The sequence below is a fragment of the Streptomyces yamdrokensis genome, from assembly GCF_053890455.1.
Map to the genome: position 1 here is coordinate 2,077,111 of NZ_CM132679.1, position 17,162 is coordinate 2,094,272.

The following is a 17,162-nucleotide window of genomic DNA, read 5'->3' on the forward strand; positions in this document are numbered from 1 at the left end:
CGCTCATGCCCTCCGGGAACGTGACGGTGGCGAAACCGGGCAGTTCTGACCCTGTGCCACAAGCATGGATGTGACACAGGCCATCCGCGGCCGCGCAGTGATCACGTCCCCGCAGGTCGGACTGTGTCAAAAGCTGGTGTCACAACGATGTGTCAGAAGCTGTGTCACGGCGTCGAGTTATGGGACAGTGGGCCCCGTGGATCTCGCGTATTGCAGAGTCAGTACGACCGCGCAGGACCTCGCCCGGCAGATCGACGCAATGCGCGCCGCTGGTGTCACCGAGGAGCACATCTACGTCGACAAGCGCACCGGCGCGAACATAGACCGCGAGGGCCTGACCGCGTTGCTCGGCTCCGCCCGGCCCGGTGACCGGATCAACGTGCTCACCCTGGACCGGCTGGGCCGCAACATGCGCGAGACCCTGAACCTTGTGCACGATCTCACCGAGCGCGGCGTCTTCCTGCGCACGCTCGGCGACAAGCTCGCCGTGGACACCAGCGAGCCGGGCCCCGGCACCGACATGGCCATCGCGCTGCTGGCGATGTTCGCTCAGATGGAGCGGATCTACATGCTGGAGCGCGCCGCCGGGGCCCGCTCGGCCAAGGAGGCACGCGGGCTGCCCACCGGGCGGCCGGCGAAGCTCAACGCGACCACCCGCGCCGGAGCCGCCCAGCGGATCAGGGACGGTGCGATTCCCGAGCAGGTCGCCGCCGAACTCGGGGTGAGCCGCTCCACGCTGTACCGGGAACTACGCAAACACCGCGAAGACGCCGCTGCCGAACCCGTCGGGCAGGAAGGCTGATCGGCGAGACAGGCCGTATCACTGCTGGTCAGAGATATCCGTTGTTTTTTCGGCGATTACTACGGGGACCCCGGACAAGGACGTCCCTGTCCCGGAGATCGCGAAGAAGCTCACCATCAAGGTCGGGAAGAACGCGGGCAAGTCCCCCTCGGTCGCCTCGCTGTACCGGGCGCTCGCCGAGGCCGAGGCCGCCGCGGACGATGGCCTGCCGCTGCGGCCCAAGCCCGTCCGCATCCGCCGGTCCGGGGACCCGCTCACCCCCGAAGAGATCGATCTGCGCGAACGGCTCCAGGCCCAGCCCCACCCGAACGCCGCAGGCACCCGACGTGGATGACCTCGCCACCGTTCGCGCGCAGGAATACGCGAAGGTGTACGACGAACTCCTCGCCGCCGCCGCCCGGCTCGACATGCTGCGGCGCCTGGAAGGCGGGAGCATCGACGCTCACGCGACCGCCGCCATGCACGGGCTCCGGTTCGCCGCCACCATCCTCTGGCCGGCCGTCCCGAACACCCCGCCGCCCGGCTACCGCCACGACAGCGAACGGCTGCTCCAGCTCGCCGCGAACTGGCGCGAGGCAGCACTGGAACTCGGCGAGTTCGCCCCGCCGCGCCCCGCCCTCCGGCTCGTCAGCGAGACGACAGCGGGGGATGAGGACTGAGAGCGGTGACGCGCGGGCGACGGCCCAGGGACCAAGATCACCGGCTTAGCGCTAATGGCTGTTCCGATGGTCCCCAAGGCCGGTGTACGCGAACGACGGCGCGACCCCGTCGGCGTCGAACACCCACAGCACGTCGTGGCTGTAGCCGGGAGCGAAGGTGCGGGCGTCGTCGGGGCGGGGGTCGACGGGTCGTCGACGGGGCGCAGCTTGGCCGTGCAGCCCTGGACGTCGACGAGGATCATGTCCGGCTGCAGCCAGGCCCCGGGCACGGACCACAGCCGGTCTGTGACGTCGTTGAGGACCCGGGCCGCCGCGCGAGGCGGCATGCCTGTGATGGCCAACTCCCGCCCTCCGGAGCGCTCCTTGACGTGGAAGCCGACGGTGTACGTGGTCGTCGGCTCGATCATCTGCGGGTCGTCGTCCGCGTAGATGGCGTGACCGCACCGGTGAATCGTGTCGGCCGGTGTACGCGTAGAACGGTTCGTTGCCGTCCATGTCGTGCACGGCGACGACGTTGAAGTCCGGGGCGGGCGTGTGGGCGCGCCCGTCGACGTTGCGCGTCAGCGCCGTCCCCGCCGTGCACCGAGGGCTCCTCGCCCGCTGTCAGCCGCTCGACGGCAGCCACGACCTTTCCGCGGTCCCGGCCCAGCGCAAGGCCCGCCGCGAGTACGAGAACAGGGTCAGCGCCCTCGCGCCCTGAACAAGATCGTTCTCACCGATAACCGCTGTACCGATGTTCCCCGAGGCCGACCTCCAAATGGAACGGGTCGACCACCTCCGCCAGCGGCATGCCCGGACGCATCCGCTCCAGCACCGCCCGGCCATGCCCGGCCTCGACCGCGGTACGCGTGCCGTCCGCACGCCGGCGGGCCTCGGCCTGGTAGGCGCGCCGCCACTTCTGCCCGTCCAGCACCGCGGCCGCCGCCGGATCACCGGCCAGCCTGGCACGCTCGGCCTGTGCCCGCACGGCCCGCACCAGGTTCAGCAGCTGATCGCTCTGCTGGGGGAACCGGTCGGCGCGCAGCCAATCCCCGATCGTGGTCGGGCTGACCCCGACGGCACCAGCTAGAGCGCGGTCCGACGGCTGACGCCGCAGACGCTCGTTGCGGAACGCAGCCAGCTCGGCGATCAACTCGCCGTACTCCGGTTCCTGCGCCGCCGGTCCCGTCATCACGACGCCTTTCCCTCCCGCGCGACCCGGGCACGGATGTCTACCCCGCCCCTGGACACCCCGGTGGACACACACCCCGGCCGTGACGTGAACCCTAACGCCCACCAGCCCGCTTCGCCGCGATGTGTCCAATCCGCACCGGGACTCCTGTGGGACGGCCCCCTGGACAGCCAGCGTCGAACGCATCCCGCACGGCCCGCCCCGGGCCGTCACCACCACCACGGGGAGTTCACGCGATGAGCCCGCTGCAGGTCCCGGGCCACGACCGCGGCCTTGTCGGGCTTCCCGCCACCGCACTCGGGGCCGCGGGTCTCGCGGTCCCGGCGACGCTTATCGTCCATGACCCGCTTCAGAGCGTCGTGCACCTCCGCCTTCTTCTCCACCAGGTCCCGAAGAGCCTGATCACGCTCCTGGGGCGCAAGGGAGGCGAGATAGTCCGCCAAGGATGTGCTGTTGGAGGGGTCCAACAGGTCCTGCAGGGCCGGACCGATGCCCAGGGCCTGGCGGTACTGAGGAGCACTGATGCGGCCGGTCCCGGCCTCGCACGCTTCGTGCAGCAGCGTGCGCAGGATGCTGTAGCCCTCGTCGTACGGCTTGCCGGAGGGGGCCAGGCGGGCCCCTTCGCGAAGCGCGCTGTAGCTGACGTGGACGCCGCTGTCGGCCACGAGCTGCCGCACGGGCGGGGTGCACATGCGGGCGGTGTGCCGGACTGCCGGGCGGTCTTGGGGCTCAGGCCGATCTCGTCGCAGTACTGGTCGAAGGCGCTGTCCTCGCCGCCCGGGGCCGCGACGGTCAGCAGCTTGTCGCCGATGACGAGGCGGTTCTCGCAGCCCTCGTTCATCAGCCGGCGGCCCTCGCGCACGTCCTGGTCTGTGTAGCTCATACGGATTCCTCAATGAACCGATGGAATGAGCGCACAGAGTAATCGGGTGAATGCGAACCGTCTGATTCTCCAAGGTGCCTTCAGACATGCCGTGTTGACGCTCACCCGCGCTGATCAGCACGGTTGTGGCGTCAGGTTCAGTCGGAGCTGCACCCGTGCCGGTGACGTCGAGGAACCTGCAGCTCTGCCTCAACGGGCCATGGAGGAGACTGTCGCGAGCACGTCCGGGTCTCCGGCACGGACGATCACTGCCCCACCGGCCGCAGAGACGGAGGCCTCCTCGTGCCCGTACATTCACACGCAGGCGCGGTCACTGTAGGCGGCTGGTCTCGTCCCTGACGGCGGCGTCGGTTCGGGCCGGGTGTCGACTGAGAAGCTGGCCCCGGCGGACGAGGTTGTCGAGGGAACCAGATCGCCATTTGAACGCGGATTGCGTCTGCATTCGGCCGGTGGCGGGGGCAAGCGAGGTTCAGCCGCCTTCATGCCTTCAAGCAGCCGAACCTCCGGTCGTGGCGCTGCAGCCGCAGAGAATTCCCCTTGCCGCCTATTGATCAGTGTCGCGGCCGCACAAGAAGTTGCCAAGCAGCTGTCCGCCGAAGGTAACTCGGCGTGTTTACTGTTCTCGCCGCGGCTGTCCGTCTGCCCGCCGCCTTCTCCGGCCATCCCGGATTTCTCTGGCAGCGCCCACTGAGATGGCCAGTCCCAGGATGATCTCAAGCACTCCCCAGACCGGCCGCCATCCTGTCTGCTGAAAGCGGTCTATCCCGCTGGTAATCATGAAGGGGACGAAGATGAGAAGGGACGTCAGTTTGTACTTCATATGCCTTCCTTGCTCTATTGAACATGTGCCGGAGTTGCCGGCAGGGGGTCTGCGTGCGCCTGCGACGCAGGCCCCCTGCCAGCAGAACGTTAGCTACCTACAGCTGTTTCTGCCCGTGTACTTCCGGCAGACCGAGCGCCGACCCGAGTGGGTCAACGAGTCGTTCCAGGCGTTACGGAAGCGGCGGTTCTTGTTCCAGTTCCTGAAATCGCCGACTGCCGTTTGAGCTCCCCATCCGGCACCGGCGCAGTGAATGAACCTGCCTGCGGACTTGCCGCATCGCTTGACCGTCTTACGGGGACTCTTCGCGGCCCTCCACACGTTCCTGGCGGTCTTCGCACGGCCGAACGGTGAGAACAGCGCTGCCGTGCTGACGGCGAACTTGCCAGACCAGTAGATCGAACGCCAGTTGGGGTTGCGTCCGACGCGGTGCCTCTTGTTGTTGAAGCGATTCCACTGCTTCTTGCCCCAGCTCCACCTGCCGTCGAGGTCGAAGCGGTTGAGGGGGTCGGCATGCGCGTACTCGTAGGCGTTCAGGTTGCCGCCGTAGACCGGGTCCATGGACAGGAACCGTCCGGTGGCGGGGTTGTAGAGGCGCACACCCATGAGGGTCAGACCGGTGAGGGTCTCGGCGGAACGCTGCTTGCCGCCCAGCCAGTTGTAGCGGGTGGCCGCCTGGCCGACACGGGGGTTGCCGTACTCGTCGCCGTCCAGGGCGACGGGGGCCTTGGACGTGTCCAGCGGGAGCTGGAGGGCGACATCACCGTGGATGGTGGTGAGCTGGAGAATGGTGTTGCCGGTCTTGCTGGTGGTGGCGACGAGGTCTCCGGAGGCGGAGTCGACGTTTCGCGTCAGAGCTCCGCTGGTGGTGTCCTCGGTGATCCAGCGGGGGTTGTCGCCGTCGCTGTCGTAGTGGTTGATCTTGGACTGTTCCTGCGTCCAGGTGGTGCCGCTGCCGGTCTCGACCTTCCAGGAGCGGAAGCGCAGGTTGGCGTCGAGCTGCCAGGTCTGGCGCTTGCCGCCCGCGGTCTGCTGGTAGGCGAGGTCGTTGGCGTAGTAGCCGATCGTGCCGTTGCCCGGGACCGTGGTGGTGCGGCCGAATGCGTCGTAGGTGTAGCCGGTGTCGACGATGCGGTCAGCGCTGTCGTAGGTGTGGCTGGTGGTCGTGCCTCCTGTCGTGGGGCAGTCAGCGCCGGGGGCGCTCTTGGCTGAGGTGAGGGACTTGCGGTTGGTGCGTGCGTCGAAGGTGTAGCCGCGGCGCGTGCACTCGGTGTTCCACGTGTCCTCGACCGTGGTGAGCCGGCCGGTGTTGTCGTAGCGGTAGTTCTGGTCGGACCAGCCCGCGTGGGAGGCGACCTGGCCGTGGATGGACTCGGTCACGGTGTCGGAGTAGACGATCGTGCCGTCGCTGTCGCGGGTGTAGGTCCGGTCGACGGCCGCGCCGGTGGTGTCCTCGGTCTGCTTGAGGGTGTAGCCGCCGGGCAGCTTCTCACTGGATACGGAGCCGTCGGCATCGTAGGTGGCCTGGAAGACACCGGCGATGGAGTCGGTGGTCTTCGTGGTCAGGCCGCGCGGTTCGATGGCCGTGTCGTAGGTGAACGTGACGGTGGAGGGGACGTTGTCGGAGGCCTTGGCGGGACGTCCGAGCAGATCGTACTGAGTCGTGGTGGTGCCGCTGTCGGCGTCTGTGTAGGAGATCTGGCGGCCGAGCTTGTCGTACGCCTTGGTGATGGTGCCGCCGGTCGGCGAGGTGGTTTTGACGGCCTTGCCGGTGGCCGGGTCGTACTCGGTGGTGGATTCCGGGACCGCTTGGCCGATGCCGCCGGTGATGGCGACCTTGGTCTCCCGGCCCGCACCGTCGTATGTCGTCGTGGCGGTGCGGGTGGAGCCGCCTGCGGACTCGGTGACCTTGGCCGGGCTGCCCCACCAGCTGTATTCGGTGGTGGTGGTCGGCAGTCCGGTCGGGTTGGTGCCGCCGCCGGTGATCGCACCGGCCGGGCCGGTGGAGCAGACCAGGTCGGCCCACTCCGGGCGCCCGGCACACGCGCCGGTTCCGGTCGCGGACCAGTATGTGGTGACCCGTGTGGCGGCGTCCGTGCCGCTCCCACCCGGCAGGAGCTGCTTGACCGTACGGCCCTGAGCGTCGTACTCGGTCTTGGTGGTGATGGCCAGCCCGCCCGGGTCCTGAATGCTCTGGGTGGGCAGGCCCTTGGCCCAGTCGTAGACCGTCTGGGACACACGGGGCTCACCTTGCACGCCGGGGTGCTCACGCACCTGCGCCCCGGTGGTGACCTTGGTGACCTGGTCCTTGACCTTGGCGGTGCCGTCGGTCGGACGTCCGGCGTCGTACTCGTTGAGCGTCCAGGTCCGGGCGGTCACCGAGGTGCCTGCCGGGACGAGGGTGGTGGTGCCGGACTTCAGGTCGGCGGTGAGGTCGATCCGGCGCAGCGGTCCGAACTCTTCGAGCTCCCGTGTACCGGCCGCGTTGTAGAGGGAGCGGGTGGCCAGCAGGTCGGCGCGTTCGCCGGCGGTGAGCTGGGCGATGCCCAGGTCGGCCTGGACGGCCTTGTCGTCCGCGGTGAGCCCGAGGGCGACGGCCCGGTTGGAGGCCGACAGTTCACGGACGGTGTTGCCGAACTGGTCGTACTCGGTGGTGGAGATGTGTCCGCCGGGTGTGGCGGAGTTGATCTCGCGTCCGGACACGCCGAGGTAGTGCACGTCGGCCCGCTTGTAGTCACCGGAGGTGAGTGTGCTGCCGGTGTGGGACGCGGGGACGGCGTCGGCCGGGAAGACCGCTGCCGCGTCCGTAGGAGCGTCCAGCTGGCCCCATGCCTTCACATCGGAGGCACCCATCTTGTACGGGGCCGCCGTGCCGGTCAGCGGCACGTCGTAGACGACGCTGGAGTGCGCCTCGCCCTCGACGGTGTCGACGGTGCCCTGCTTCAGCCCGGGGCGGGATGCCTTGAGGAGCATGCCCTCACCGGCGGTGGCGGCGTTGCCGGCCTTGCCGTAGGTGAACGTCCAGGGCAGCTCGCCGGGCGGCGTGAACGTCGTTACCCGTCCGGCACTGTCGTAGGCGTACTCGGACTTCAGCGAAGGGCTGATCTGCGGGTCCCACGCCTGACGCAGGCGGCCCGTGCTGTCGTACACATACGCCTGCACGGACTTGGAGGTTGCTGCGGCCGCGCCGGGGGCGGTGGACCACAGGCGGATCTCCTTGACCTGTCCGCTGTAGTCGCCGAACACCGAATCCGTGGCGGTGGTGGCGGTGGCGTAGACGAATTCCACCACGCGGCAGCCCTTGGTCGCCGGGTCGGCGGTGCAGGCGGCGGCGGTCGTGGCCGAGGTGGCGCCGATGATCCGCTTGGGGCGGGCCAGCTTCTTGCCGTCGACGGTCACCGTCTCGGAGATGACGGTGGTGGTGGAGTTGGACAGGCCGTCCAGCAGGGTGCTGGAGACCTGCCAGGTGGTGGTCGCCGCGTCGGGCTTGGTGAACTCGGTCACCGTGCCCTCGGTGTCCGTGAGCGTGAACGCTCCGGTCACACTGCCCTTGAGGGTCAGATCTTCCGAGCCGGGCTCGGGGATCCACCCGGTCTTGGCCGCGTTAGCGGCGAAGTGGGTCTCCTCACCATCGGAATCGACGACGGCCACGGCGGTGTCGGAGACCTTCAGGATGTGGGAGAAGTCCGAGTCCGTCATCTCCGCGACGGTGCCGGTCACCCACTCCTTGCCGAAGATCGGCGCCTGGCCCTCCTGCGTCGCACCCTTGTGCGGGGTACGCGATGAGGCTGTGCGAGCCACCGAGAGGTCGAATCCGGAGACGTCGGTGGACGAGAGGGTGTAGTCACCGGTCAGCAGATTCACAGATCCGGGGCCGACGTCCTCTGCCGAAGCTCCCGAGGCGTTGCGGTCCACGACGGCGGTCAGCGGCTCGGTGCTGCCCGAGGCGGAGCTGGGGCCGGTGAAGTCGGCTTTGATCTGCACACTGCCGTCGGGGTCGACTGTGCTGGTCGCATTCCACACGAGAGGCGCGTTCTTGCCGCTCGTCACAGGGACCGGCCAGGCGGTCAGCGGGGTTCCGCCGGAGGTGACGTCGCCTGCCGGGATCTTCACCCACGGGTCGGCCTCGGAGCGGCGCCAGGAGAAGGACACGGCGTTGTACTTGCCGGCGTCGGCTTCGGCGACCAGGGGCAGTCGGCGGGCGGTGCGCTCGCCTTCACCGGGCTGGATGAACCCGCCGGGTCCGGCGTGGAAGGTGTACTCGATCGCCTCGGACTTGTTGTCCGCCTTGTCGACAGCCCGCACCTGGAGCGTGTGGGTGCCGTCACGTGCGGGCGCGAGTGAGATCGGCTTGTCCGTGGTGGCACCGTTCGTGGCGACCTTGGTCCAGGTAACGCCGTCCAGGGACCATTCGAGCCAGTTGTGGTCCGCACTCGGCGGGGTGACGGTGAACGTGCCGGCCTGTCCGGTGCCCTTGACCCACTTGTCCGACGGGTAGTCCGTCGAGACGATCTTCGAGGGTGCGGAAGGGGCCTGCGTGTCGACGGTGAAGGTCTTCCACGCGGACCAGCCCACGTTGTAGTGCGCTCCGTCGTACGGGGACGTGCGGAACTTGTACGTCTTGCCGTTCGTCAGCACGCCCGCCGGAACGGCTACGGAGGTGACCTGTCCGGAAGGCACATACTTCGACACGATGACATCGCCGACCTGGGCGTTGGTGGCGTTGTCGAAGATCTGGAAGGTGCCGTTGACCTTGTCACCGTCCGCGTCGACGAACGTGTCGCGCAGCGTCGGGGTGAGGGTGTTGACGGTGTAGGCGCCGCCGTAGGAGAAGTACGGCGGACCGGCCTCCTGCTTGGTCCCGGTACGCGGCCGGTAGTTGTAGTTCACGACCAGCTTCGGCGGATTCGCCGTCGCGTTGGCGGAGTTGACCCGCTTCCACTGCGCGATCACGCTCTCGCTGGTGGCGCGCAGGCCCATGTGCCCGCGGGTGGCCTTGGCCGAGGCCCACTCCTGCACCAGGGTGGACACGTCTGCGTTGATCCACCCGTCGGGAGCCGCTGTGCAGGACGCATTGCCCTTGGTCTCGGTGGAGGTGGCCTTCTTCGCCGTCCACGCCGGCTGCGCGGTCCACCGCGAGGAGGTCGAGGCGGCTCCGGTGGACCAGACCTCCCACGGATACGCCTTGCAGTCCACGTTGTTGCCGGAGTGGAAGTTCCACAGCGACAGCTTCGCGTTCAGGACCAGGGCGTCCTGGATCGGAGAGGTGTTCCAGGAGATGAAGGAACGCGCGGTACGCGGGGTGCCGTCCGCGTTGGTGGTGCCCGGGTTGCCCAGGTCCAGTTCGGTGTCGGTGGACCAGTCGCGGGTCTCACCCTGCTGGACGTAGGTGTCGAACACGTTCGACAGGGCCGAGGTGGACGGGTCCACCGTGACGGGGTACTTCGTCTCCGGGTCCGCGAGGAACTTCGCGTCCGGGGTGATGACGAGGTCGACCGAGGAGCCCTTGGTCACGACCTTCATCGCCACCGGCACCCGGCGGGTGTGTTCACCGGAGCGCTCGTCGACAGTGGCGTCCCACATCACCGGAGCAGGCATCACGGCCTGCTTCTTGTTCTTCTTGTCGGCGAACAGCACGCTGCCGTCGGCCTGCTGCTGCACCTTGAGGCCCTTGGCCTTGAGCGGCAGCGTGTAGGTGTACCCATCCGTAGCGGGACGCTGCTTGATCTCGACGTACTGCTCGAAGCCGGTACGGGTCGCCTCGACCACGACGTCCGCGCCGGGCACGGCGTTGACGTACTCGGCGCGGGCGCCCTCCAGCTTGGGGGCCGGCAGGCCGCCCTTCCACTGCAGCGTGATCTGCTCGTCGCCCTCGCCGAGCGTCACAAGGTCGGTGGCCTTGGCCTGCTGACCAGCACGCAGCGAGGAGGGCGGTGTGCCGGTCTTGCCCGCGAGCTTCAGACCACGGGGGTGGGCCTTCGGCTCCACGTCACCACCGGAGACGCCGACGAGGTCCAGGTCGACATCGCGCCAGTCGCCGGTGGACTCGTCCTCGAACCGAACGGGACCGGCAGACAGTTCGGTGGTGAGGGAACCGTTCTTGTTCGCCCAGGTGGTGGAGGTCTCCGTGCGCTCCGACAGAGCCTCGACACGCTTGCCGGAGAGACGCGCCGCCACCCGCGCGGAGGTGATGTCCGCAGCCTGTGTGACTACGGGCTTCTCCTGCGCTGTCCGAGCCTGGGGCTTCGTGGCTGCTGTAGCGGTGCCGTCGATCAATCCGATGGCAAGGGCCAGGGTGAGGCTGCCCGCTACATAGCGCGGACCTCTCCCAGACCAAAGCCGCCCGCGCTCTTCTGGCGCGGGTATGTGAACCGTCATCATTCCCCGGTTTCTTACGTTTCATCAGCACCACTTATGCGATGCAGATGTGAACATATCGAGGAGGAAAGTAATTAGAACTGTGGCAAGTTGTCTTAAAAGTTACGGTGCTTGGCGGTTGACGGTGAAGTGATGTGCACCACATCGCGCAACGGTGAGCGCTCGGACTGCATCATGTTGCCTGCCGGCTCCATCGGGTGCACACGGGGGCTGGGTGCCATTTCTCCCGCCGCGCGCCCAGGAGAAAGGGGGCGTGTTCTCCTTGCCCTTGCCAACGCCATCGAACGGATAGGCGCACCCCGGCCGAGGTGGCCTGAGATGTATCGGCGCCGGACCCAGTCCTGGCTTTTCGGCGCGGCTCGCCAGGCTCGCCCGCTCATTCATCAGCGGCTCCGGAAGCCAGAAGGCAGCAAGTCGTCGCAATATGCGCGGTGTTGACACTGAACGGCATTGATCAGCACGGTTGGGGCGTCAGCCGGGGCAGACCGCGTCCGTGCCGGTGAGCGCTTCTCCCCCTCGCGGGGCGGGTTAGAGCTTGGCGGTGCAGACGAAGCCGAGGGAGTGGAGTCCTTCGGCTCGGCAGAGGCGGTCGGAGGCTGCTCCGCCGATTTCGGTCTGCAGGAGCTGGTAGTCGGCGCCGTGGCCTCCATGGGCCCGATCGCCCCGGACACCCGGCCGCCCTCGGTGACGGGGAGGACGGGGCCGACAGTGCCCTCCTGCATCTGGCGGTGGAGGAACGCGAAGCATGCGTATCGCATCGAGTTCCAGGGTGGTCCTTCACCAACTTGCCTGACTTGCCTTACTTCAAGTCAGCACGCTGATCTGCAGCAGAGGTTGACAGCCCTAGATAATCGTGGCAGCGCAGCAGGTAACACCGGCACAGGGCACAGGGTCCGCCGCTCCCCGGCCGGGGAGCGGCGGACCCTGTGCCCGGCCCGTGAGGCCTCAGCCCGTGGTGAACCACACCGTCGTGTCTCCCGGCACCTTCACCTGGCCGTCCGCCCCCTCCACGTCACCGCTGGCGAGCAGCGCTCGCCCGTACGCCGGGGTGGTCACCGCCTGGCCCGTGGTGTTCGCGACGCACACGAACTCCCCGCGGCGGAAGGCGAGTACGCCCTCGGGGGCCGCCAGCCACTCCACCGCGTCGCCCGCGCCCAGGCCGGCCTGGTCCCGGCGCACGGCGAGCGCACTCCGGTACAGCTCCAGGGTCGAACCGGCCTTTCCGGTCTGCGCCTCGACGCTCAGCTCGCCCCAGCCCTCCGGCTGCGGCAGCCAGCTGCCGCCGCCCCCGAAGCCGTACGAGGAACCGTCGCGGGTCCACGGGATCGGCACCCGGCACCCGTCGCGGAAGCCGTCCTGGCCCGCGCCCCGGAAGTACGCCGGGTCCTGGCGCACCTCGTCCGGCAGGTCCACGACGTCCGGCAGGCCCAGCTCCTCGCCCTGGTAGACGTACGCGGAGCCGGGCAGCGCCAGCATCAGCAGCGTCGCCGCGCGGGCCCGGCGCAGGCCCAGTTCCCGGTCGCCGGGCAGCCGGATCTGGGTGCCGAGGCCGGGCGGGTTGGCGAAGCGGGTGGCGTGCCGGGTGACGTCGTGGTTGGACAGCACCCAGGTGGCGGGGGCGCCCACCGGGCGCATCGCGTCCAGGGTGCGGTCGATGACCTCGCGCAGTTCTTCGGCGTCCCAGTGGGTGCCCAGGTACTGGAAGTTGAAGGCCTGGTGCAGTTCGTCGGGGCGGACGTAGTTCGCGGTGCGCTCGACGGTCGGGGTCCAGGCCTCGGCGACGAAGATGCGCTCGCCGGAGTACTCGTCGAGGATGAGCCGCCACTGGCGGTAGATGTCGTGGACGCCGTCCTGGTCGAAGAACGGCATGACATCGTTGCCCAGCAGCTTCAGCTGCTCGTGGGATCCCAGGTCCGGCAGGCCCTCGGCCTTCACCATGCCGTGCGCGACGTCGATGCGGAAGCCGTCCACGCCCATGTCCAGCCAGAACCGCAGGATGGAGCGGAACTCGTCGCCGACGGCCGGGTGGTCCCAGTTGAAGTCGGGCTGCTCGGGCGCGAAGAGGTGCAGGTACCACTCGCCGGGGGTGCCGTCGGGCTCGGTGACCCGGGTCCAGGCGGGGCCGCCGAAGATCGACTCCCAGTCGTTGGGCGGGAGTTCGCCGCCGGCGCCCTTGCCGGGCCGGAAGTGGTAGCGGTCGCGCGAGGCCGAGCCGGGGCCCTCGGCGAGGGCCCGCTTGAACCACTCGTGCTGGTCGGAGGAGTGGTTGGGCACGATGTCGACGATGATCCGCAGGCCCAGGTCGTGGGCGTCCCGGATCAGCGCGTCCGCGTCGAGCAGGGTGCCGAACATGGGGTCGACGGCGCGGTAGTCGGCGACGTCGTAGCCGGCGTCGGCCTGCGGGGAGGCGTAGAAGGGGCTGAGCCACACGGCGTCCACCCCGAGGTCGCGCAGGTACGGCAGGCGGGAGCGGATGCCCTCGACGTCGCCCATGCCGTCGCCGTTGCTGTCGGCGAAGCTGCGCGGGTACACCTGGTAGATCACCGCGTCCCGCCACCAGTCGTGGCGCCTGGCGACGGTGGCGACGGCAGCGTCGGTCGTGGAGGTCGGGGCCTGGGCGGCGGCGTGCTGCTGGCTCATGTCGTCCTTGAGTACGTGGGGTCGGTCAGGGAGGCGAGTGGGGCCGAGGGCGCGGGGGCGGGAGACGAGGCGGCCGCGGTGCCGGCGGGGTCGGATGTTCGTGCACCGCGACCGCCTCCCCGCGCGCCGCGGCGCGCGGGAGTCCTCGTACGGAGGGCGTCAGCCCTTCGTGCCGCCCGCGGTGAGGCCGGCCACCAGGTTCTTCTGCACGAGGTAGAAGAACGCGGAGACGGGTATCGCGATCAGGACCGCGGTGGCGGCCATGAGGTGGCGCTGGGCGTCGTGCTCGCTGACGAAGCTCTGCAGACCGACGGCGAGCGTGTACTTCTCGTCGTCCAGCATGAACGTCGTGGCGAAGGCGACCTCGCCGAACGCGGTGATGAAGCTGTAGAAGGCGGCGACCGCCAGGCCCGGCTTGGCGAGCGGCAGGATCAGCCGCACGAACGTGCCGAACGGGGACAGCCCGTCGACCCGGCCCGCCTCGTCGATCTCGAACGGAATGGTGTCGAAATAGCCCTTCATCAGCCACGCACAGTACGGCACCGCGGTCGAGCAGTAGACGAGGATGAGGCCGAAGTAGGTGTCGATCAGCTGAAGGTCGGACAGGATCTGGTACATCGGGACCATCAGGACGGCCACCGGGAACATCTGGGTGACCAGCAGGACCCACATGAACTTCTTGTACCCGGGGAACCGCATCCGGGAGACCGCGTACCCGGTGGTGGCGGCGACCAGGACGCCGATGACGGTCGTGCCGAGCGAGACGATCAGCGAACTCTTCAGCCAGTCGAAGAAGTTCGTTTCCTGCAGCACGAACGCGTAGTTGTCCAGCGTCATCTTGCCCCAGATGCCGCCGGGGCGCAGATAGTCGTCCTTGTCCGGGCCGAGGGACAGGAAGACCAGCCAGGCGACCGGGAACAGGGCGACGACGCTCGCCACGATCAGGATGCCGTGCGAACCGAGGGCTCCGCCGCGGCTGACCTCACCGCGCCGCCGTGTCCCGGGCCGGCGGGGCGCGCTCCTCCCGGCCGGCGTGCCCGTCACCACTGCTGACGGTGGGGTGTCGAGGGTGCTCATGGGGGCTCCTGCCTCAGATCGCGAGCTGCTGCTCATTGCGGTTCAGCCAGCGGCGGTAGAAGGAGGTGAAGACGATCAGGATGGCCAGCAGCAGCATGCCGTAGGCCGCGGACTGTGCGAAGTCGCGCGGCTGCTGCCCGAAGCCGAGCTGGTACGCCCAGGTGACGAGGATCTGCGCGTCCGGCGCGGTGTTGCCGAACAGCAGGAAGATGACGGCGAACTGGTTGAAGGTCCAGATGATGCCGAGCAGCACGACGGTGGAGCTGACCGAGCGCAGGCCGGGCAGGGTGACGTGGCGGAACCGCTGCCAGGCGCTCGCGCCGTCCATCTCGGCCGCCTCGTACAGGGTCCCGTCGATCGACTGGAGCCCGCCGAGCAGGGAGACCATCATGAACGGCACGCCGCACCAGGTGTTGACCATGATCGCGGCGAACCGCTGCCAGAAGGTGTCCTCGAGCCACAGCGGTGTCGGCAGGCCCAGGGACTCCAGGCCCGAGTTGATGATGCCGCTGTCGGCGAGCATGAAACGCCAGCCGAAGACGGTGACGAAGGTCGGCACGGCCCACGGCAGGATGAGGATCAGCCGGTAGAAGGTGCGGCCGCGCAGCTTCTGGTTGAGCAGCAGGGCGAGGCCCAGACCGATGGTGTAGTGCAGGCCGACGCAGGCCGCCGTCCAGACGATCGTCCAGACGAAGTGCGACCAGAAGCGGTCGTACGCCGTCTCGCCCCAGAGGATGTCGGCGTAGTTGTCCAGACCGATGAACTTGTACGTGGCCTCGATCTCGTTGACGCCGATGGTGCGGGCCGAGTTGAGGCTGTTGGCGTCGGTGAGGGTGAGGTAGAAGCCGTACGCCAGGGGATACAGCACGAGGACGCCGAGCACGACGACCACGGGCACGATCATGGCGAACGCGTACCAGTGCTTCTGGTAGGCCTGCTTCAGGCGGCCGGTCCGGCCGGCGCGGGGCGGGCGGTCACCGCTGCGCTTGCCGGTCGCACGGTCGATGGCGACTGTCATGGTTCGGCACCTTCTGGATGTTCAAGGGGTTCGGCACACAGGCCGGTGGCCGCCGGGTCCTCCCCTCCCGGAGAGGGGCCCGGCGGCCACGCGGGCTCTACTTGCTGAAGTCCGGCACCAGCTTGGCGATGGCGGTCTCGGCGTCGCCCAGACCCTTGTCCAGGGACTCCTTGCCGCCCGCGATCTGGGGCAGTTCGTCGTCCATCGGAACCCACAGCGAGCTGTACTCGGGCAGGGCCGGGCGCGGCTGGGCGGCCTCGAGGACCGTCTGGTAGCCGGCGATGCCCGGGTCGGCCTTGACCTTGCCGGTGTAGGCGTCGTCACGCGTGGGCAGCGTGGAGTTCTTCAGGGCGATGGTCTCCTGGGAGGCGGCCGAGGTCATGAAGTTCACGAACTTCAGCGCGGCCTCCTGCTTCGCGGCGTCGGAGCCGGCGTAGACGGAGAGGTTGTGACCGCCGGTCGGGGCGCCCGCCGTGCCGGTGGAGCCGGCCGGGACGGTGGTGATGCCCAGGTTGTCCTTGTCCTTGAAGGCCGAGCCCTTGTAGAAGTTGGTGATCTCCCACGGGCCCTGGATGATCGCGGCGACCTCGCCGTTGACGAACGCGTCCTGGATGTGGGTGTAGGCGTCGGCGGTGGTGTCGGCCTTGTGCAGGCCCTTGCCGTCGAAGAGGTCCAGCCAGGTGCCGTAGGCCTTCTCGGCCTCGGGCGACCTGACGGTGATCTTCTTGGCGTCGGCGTCGACCATGTCGGTGCCCTCGCCGTAGAGGAACGGCTGCGCGTAGTAACCCGCGGTGGAGCCCCAGTAGCCGTCGACGCCGGTCTCGTCCTTGATGGTGGCGGCGGCCTTCTTCAGGTCGTCCCAGGTCTTGGGGGCCTCGACGCCGGCCTTCTCGAAGAGTTCCTTGTTGTAGACCAGCGCGAGCGTGTCCGTGACGAACGGGACGCCGTAGACCTTGTCCTCGTAGGTGGCCTGCTCGATCAGGTTGGACTTGAACTCCGCCTGGTCCTTCAGCGCCTCGGTGCCGTCCAGCGGCAGGAAGAAGCCCTTCTTGGCGAAGGCGGGGGTCCAGCCGACCTCGGAGCGCAGCACGTCGGGGGCGCCTTTGGAACCGGCGGCGGTGTCGAACTTGTTCTGCGCCTGGTCGAAGGGGACGTTGACGTACTTGACCTTGACGTCCTTGTTGGCGGCCTCGAACTCCTCGACCAGGGCCTGGTACGTCGGCGCCTCGTTGGTCGCGTTGGAGGTGTCCCACCAGGTGATGGTGACCGGGCCGTCCGCCGAGTCGCCGCTGTCGCTGTCTCCGCCGCAGGCCGTCGCCGTGAGGGCGAGGGACGCCACCAGCGCGGTGGCCGCTATGCCACGCCGCATGAGTTCTCCTTGAGGGTGAAAGCCCGTGTCACGCAGGTCGGCCCCGTCTGCCGTCCTGCCTACGTGCCGACCGCGCCGATGGGGCCGCCGGGCGACGTGAACGTAACAGCGATGCAACCGATTCGAAAGACCTTGCTGAAAAATTTTGCAAGAAAGCCCGACGGTTACCCCGTCGTGACCGCTCCACGCCCCCTCCCCGCGGCGCCCCGATCACCGTGCCACCGCCGGGTTTCCGGCGCCAGGACGGAGGTTCGGACAGTTGTGCAAGACTCTGCAAGTACTTGCCATCCGTTTCCGTCGGGGGAATCATCCGTTGCGGTACGGACGCCGAGCACGACGTGTCGA

Annotated in this window: 10 protein-coding genes and 1 pseudogene; 3 read left to right on the forward strand and 8 right to left on the reverse strand. The window is 68.4% G+C overall.

The window, feature by feature from the left end; genetic code table 11:
* The first annotated feature begins 196 nt into the window (after positions 1-196).
* The 3 genes from ACWZEH_RS08700 to ACWZEH_RS08710 all read left to right on the forward strand — a co-directional run bounded on the left by ACWZEH_RS08700 (position 197) and on the right by ACWZEH_RS08710 (position 2,161).
* Entirely contained in the window at positions 197-802 is a 606-nt protein-coding gene (locus ACWZEH_RS08700; protein ID WP_456197143.1) for a recombinase family protein, read from the forward strand.
* 326 nt (positions 803-1,128) lie between these two features.
* Positions 1,129-1,461, forward strand: coding sequence for a hypothetical protein (locus tag ACWZEH_RS08705; RefSeq protein ID WP_164608372.1), 333 nt, complete (start codon positions 1,129-1,131; stop codon positions 1,459-1,461).
* 493 nt (positions 1,462-1,954) lie between these two features.
* On the forward strand, positions 1,955-2,161 hold the full coding sequence (locus ACWZEH_RS08710) for a hypothetical protein (protein WP_456197145.1): 207 nt from the start codon (positions 1,955-1,957) through the stop codon (positions 2,159-2,161).
* Positions 2,162-2,173: 12 nt separating this feature from the next.
* On the opposite strand, the gene ACWZEH_RS08715 is transcribed toward ACWZEH_RS08710, so the two are convergent.
* The 8 genes and pseudogenes from ACWZEH_RS08715 to ACWZEH_RS08750 all read right to left on the reverse strand — a co-directional run bounded on the left by ACWZEH_RS08715 (position 2,174) and on the right by ACWZEH_RS08750 (position 16,817).
* A complete protein-coding gene (locus ACWZEH_RS08715) occupies positions 2,174-2,632 on the reverse strand; it encodes a hypothetical protein (RefSeq protein WP_456197147.1) in 459 nt (152 codons plus the stop codon).
* Positions 2,633-2,841: 209 nt separating this feature from the next.
* A complete protein-coding gene (locus tag ACWZEH_RS08720) occupies positions 2,842-3,324 on the reverse strand; it encodes a hypothetical protein (RefSeq protein WP_456197149.1) in 483 nt (160 codons plus the stop codon).
* Between the two features lie 1,104 nt (positions 3,325-4,428).
* Entirely contained in the window at positions 4,429-10,713 is a 6,285-nt protein-coding gene (locus tag ACWZEH_RS08725; RefSeq protein WP_456199506.1) for an RHS repeat-associated core domain-containing protein, read from the reverse strand.
* 528 nt (positions 10,714-11,241) lie between these two features.
* Positions 11,242-11,456: pseudogene (locus tag ACWZEH_RS08730) on the reverse strand (GNAT family N-acetyltransferase); the annotation flags it as partial.
* Positions 11,457-11,658: 202 nt separating this feature from the next.
* Positions 11,659-13,353: a glycoside hydrolase family 13 protein gene (locus ACWZEH_RS08735; protein WP_456197151.1), complete on the reverse strand. Its 1,695-nt coding sequence runs from the start codon at positions 13,351-13,353 to the stop codon at positions 11,659-11,661.
* Between the two features lie 159 nt (positions 13,354-13,512).
* Positions 13,513-14,430: a sugar ABC transporter permease gene (locus ACWZEH_RS08740; RefSeq protein WP_456197152.1), complete on the reverse strand. Its 918-nt coding sequence runs from the start codon at positions 14,428-14,430 to the stop codon at positions 13,513-13,515.
* A gap of 13 nt (positions 14,431-14,443) precedes the next feature.
* On the reverse strand, positions 14,444-15,448 hold the full coding sequence (locus tag ACWZEH_RS08745) for a carbohydrate ABC transporter permease (protein ID WP_456197154.1): 1,005 nt from the start codon (positions 15,446-15,448) through the stop codon (positions 14,444-14,446).
* A gap of 97 nt (positions 15,449-15,545) precedes the next feature.
* Positions 15,546-16,817, reverse strand: coding sequence for an extracellular solute-binding protein (locus ACWZEH_RS08750; RefSeq protein ID WP_456197156.1), 1,272 nt, complete (start codon positions 16,815-16,817; stop codon positions 15,546-15,548).
* Between the last annotated feature and the right edge of the window lie 345 nt (positions 16,818-17,162).